The 3,466-nt window shown below is 48.5% G+C and carries 6 protein-coding genes; 3 read left to right on the forward strand and 3 right to left on the reverse strand.

Translation table 11 applies throughout. From position 1 onward, the window contains the following. Both SLS51_RS22615 and SLS51_RS22620 read left to right on the forward strand, forming a co-directional pair. On the forward strand, positions 1-549 hold a 549-nt coding region (locus SLS51_RS22615; RefSeq protein WP_323840754.1), incomplete at its 5' end, for an RHS repeat-associated core domain-containing protein. 13 nt (positions 550-562) lie between these two features. Next, positions 563-1,105, forward strand: a complete 543-nt coding sequence (locus SLS51_RS22620; RefSeq protein ID WP_323840755.1) for an SMI1/KNR4 family protein — start codon at positions 563-565, stop codon at positions 1,103-1,105. A 50-nt stretch (positions 1,106-1,155) separates the two neighbouring features. Here SLS51_RS22620 and SLS51_RS22625 read toward each other — a convergent pair whose 3' ends face one another. The 3 genes from SLS51_RS22625 to SLS51_RS22635 all read right to left on the reverse strand — a co-directional run bounded on the left by SLS51_RS22625 (position 1,156) and on the right by SLS51_RS22635 (position 2,157). After that, complete coding sequence (locus tag SLS51_RS22625; protein WP_323840756.1) at positions 1,156-1,353, reverse strand: DUF7706 family protein; 198 nt, start codon at positions 1,351-1,353, stop codon at positions 1,156-1,158. Positions 1,354-1,367: 14 nt separating this feature from the next. Next, entirely contained in the window at positions 1,368-1,688 is a 321-nt protein-coding gene (locus SLS51_RS22630) for a SymE family type I addiction module toxin (RefSeq protein WP_323840759.1), read from the reverse strand. A gap of 76 nt (positions 1,689-1,764) precedes the next feature. Then, a complete protein-coding gene (locus tag SLS51_RS22635) occupies positions 1,765-2,157 on the reverse strand; it encodes a helix-turn-helix domain-containing protein (RefSeq protein WP_323840757.1) in 393 nt (130 codons plus the stop codon). Between the two features lie 113 nt (positions 2,158-2,270). On the opposite strand from SLS51_RS22635, the gene SLS51_RS22640 reads away from it, so the two are divergent. Next, a partial coding sequence (locus SLS51_RS22640; RefSeq protein ID WP_323840758.1) for a CHC2 zinc finger domain-containing protein occupies positions 2,271-3,466 on the forward strand: 1,196 nt, incomplete at its 3' end.

A 3,466-nucleotide genomic window follows, 5' to 3' on the forward strand; every position in this document is an offset into this window, starting at 1 on the left:
GAAAGCGGTTTATTTTATAATCGGCACCGTTATTACGAGAGGGAAACAGGCCAGTACTTATCGCCAGATCCGCTAAACTTAAGGGGTGGCGTAAGTCCTTATAGTTACGTGCATAATCCGGCGAACTGGATTGACCCGCTGGGTCTTACTAGTTGCCCTGGAATAAAAGAAATTTCAAGGGATGACAATCCTTATCAAACAAGGGTAGATCCAAGAATCCCAAATAGACCTGACCCCAAGTATTCAATAGACACAAGTACTTTCACTAGTGGCAAAATGACTGCTAATGGTGGTATCAGAAACAATAAAGAATTCTGGCAACAATGGAGTAATTTACAACCAGATTCTTTGAGTAAAAGTAATATGTACCGAATAAAAGAGTTAGGATTATCACCTAAAATAGATAATCAATGGATTAAGACGTTCCCAGAACATGTGAATTACAAAGGTGAAACATTAATTCACCATCATGTTGATTTTGGGCGTTACGCAATACCTGTTCCGAGTTCAACTCATGTTGGCAGTGGCGGTATATGGCATACAAAATAAAAAGGAGAATTTTATGTTACTAACGATCAAAGAAATAAGTGAACAATTAGATGAGAAATTCTCACTGTTAGGCGATGATTTTGATGATTTGAAATTATCTAAAAGATACAAACCGTTATTAGACGTTGAAATTTCAGAAAAAAAACTAAATGTCATATTCCCTAAAGAATTTCTGTCATTCATAAAAGACTATGATTTAGATAATCTTTCATTAGGAAACATATCATTTGGTAATGGTTCTGATTATCTTGAGATGATAGTAAATATTAACAGTGAGAGCGCTTTTAATCATTGGTGGATTGGTGAAAATAGACCTAAAGAATTTATCGTTATAGCAATATCTGATCCTTACACCATATTACTAAACACTATTACTGGTGAGGTTTTTGTTATGACCAGTGAATCATCAATGGATGACTTTGAACAAGTTTCAACTAGTTTTGAATTATTTATCAGAGGCGTTGGAACTATTTTTTTGGGTAAAGAAACATCCACAAAAATCATTAAATATGTTGGCTCTCGAACAAATGAATTTTGGGAAGAAATAGCAAATTAAATGATGTTAAGGCCGAAAAGATCCTTGTGATCTTTCGGCCTTTTTATGATCTACCGTGGCGCATACCCACGGTAAGCCAGAGCGGATTGAAGCTTAGAGATCGCATCCTTAATCTGATACGCCTCCTCGTCATTTACGGCACAAGAGCGTATCTCCGCCCAGTTCAGCCGCTTAACCAGTTGTGCTAAGGCCAGTGCTTCAATGTGGGTTAACTGAATGTCCTGCAAATGTTCAATCGCTATCGTCATCTCATGCTCTCCCCTTAACCCGCAAAACCGGTTATCAGTGCCCTCATCTGCTGCTTAATCTCCCGCAGTTGGGCCTGTTGCCGCTGGTACTGTTGATGCTGTTGTTGCGTGGCTTCACTCTCTGGAATCAGCACCAGACAACCGTCCATCACCTTCACCGTAATCTGGCCGCCAGTATTAAACCCCGCCTGTCTCAGCCACTGCCCCTTCAGATGTATCGCCGGGGTGGCGTTGTTGACCTTATTCCCGTTCGGCACATAACCCACCGTGTAATAACGTTCTGTTTTCACGGCTTTATTTACCGCCGCTTCTGCTTTAGAATGCGCCTTAGCCATCATTCAACTCCTTCTTAGTTGCTTGTGGTGAGCGACTGTGACAGGGGGCAACCTGTCTCAGTCGCGCTATCTCTCTTTACTCTCTGCTATGACCAATTACCGTATCCAGCATCTCCGAAACGAACTTCTGTCTGGCTTTCGGCAACTGACTGATTATCTCAATCTGTTGTTCCAGCCGGGAACTGGGGCCCCGTTTACTATTACGCCTGACCGAAGGCAGTCCAAGCAGCTCATCCAACGATAAATTCAGTATCTGCGCCAGTAATGGCAGAAGAGCCGCTGATACCTTTAGTCGCCCGCCTTCATAATGCGCCATTGTCTGCTGAGCAATCCCCAACTGTTCCGCCAGTTGCTGCTGCGTGAGTTGCTGCTCTTTGCGAGCCAGCGCAATCCGCGCGCCTAACTCTTTAAAGAATGTTTCATCCTTCGTCTTCATGGCCTGTATCTGCCTGTGAGTTAACCGTGCCATGAGGATACTCCCTGTTTTTAATCTTGCAGTTGACAATACTCTATTTTAGAGTACTCTGCAACAGAGTTATTTTTACTCTTTTCATCTTGACAGGTTTTTGGAGGAACAGCTATATGGCACGGATACCCGAAGTCGAATTACAGCACCTGAAAAACGCCGTCTCCTTAGTGGCCGTAGCGGAACAACAGGGACGACAGCTAATTAAACGCGGCAAAGATTACGTACTGCTGTGCCCGTTCCATCAGGAGAAAACCCCGTCAATGGTCCTCAGTCCTGAAAAGAACCTCTATCACTGTTTCGGCTGTAGTGCGGGCGGTTCAGTGCTGGACTGGGTAATGAACACCGAAAGCTTAAGCCTGCGCCATGCGGCGGAGCGGTTGCGGGCTTTATTAGGCAAAAATCCGGCGGTCGAGCCGCTGGTGACGCCTTCCGAGCCGACGTTGCTGGCCGAAGATGAAGCCGGCCGGCAGGCTCTGCTGCATCGGGTGGTGGCGTTCTATCATCACACGTTGCTGAACGCGCCGGAGATGCAGACGTATCTGACACAACGGCGACTCAATCACCCGGAGTTAGTCGCTCACTTCCGGCTGGGCTTTGCCAACCGCACGCTGGGGTATCGGCTGCCGTCGAAGAAACTCAAACCGGGCGCTGAAATCCGGGCGCGACTGCGGGCGGTAGGGCTGATGCGTGAATCGGGTCATGAACACTTTAGCGGAGCGCTGGTTGTCCCGGTGACTGGCCCTGAGGGGCAGGTCCGGGAAATATACGGGCGCAAAATCCGGGACCGGTTGCGGCCGGGGTCCGTCTATCATCTCTATCTGCCGGGTCCCCATCGCGGGGTTTGGAATGAAACGGCGCTGATGGCCTCGAAAAGCCTTATCTTGTGTGAATCCCTGATTGATGCGATGTCGTTCTGGGTCGCCGGTCATCGGAACGTGACCGCCGCTTACGGGGTCAACGGGGTGACGGCTGACCACTGGCTGGCGTTTGAGCGGTATGGCATCAAACAGGTCCTTATCGCCTTCGACAATGACAGCGCGGGCAATGAAGCGGCGGTGAAACTGGCAGAGGCGCTGCTGGCAAAAGGTATCACCCCGCTGCGGGTGATGTTCCCGCCCGAGACGGATGCGAATGAGTATCTGTGTCAGATGGCCGAGCCGGAAGCCGCCTTCGCCCTGCTGCTTGAGAGCGCGACGCCAATGTCAACGGCCGTTGCCTCGCGCGCGGAAGCAGAAGTATCCGCCGAAGCCGCCCCGCCTCCGGCTTTAGCCGCTGTTGTGACGGCGGGGCAACACCCGACGCCCGGCCT

This window comes from Photorhabdus africana (assembly GCF_035181445.1).
Taxonomy (GTDB): Bacteria; Pseudomonadota; Gammaproteobacteria; order Enterobacterales; family Enterobacteriaceae; genus Photorhabdus; species Photorhabdus laumondii.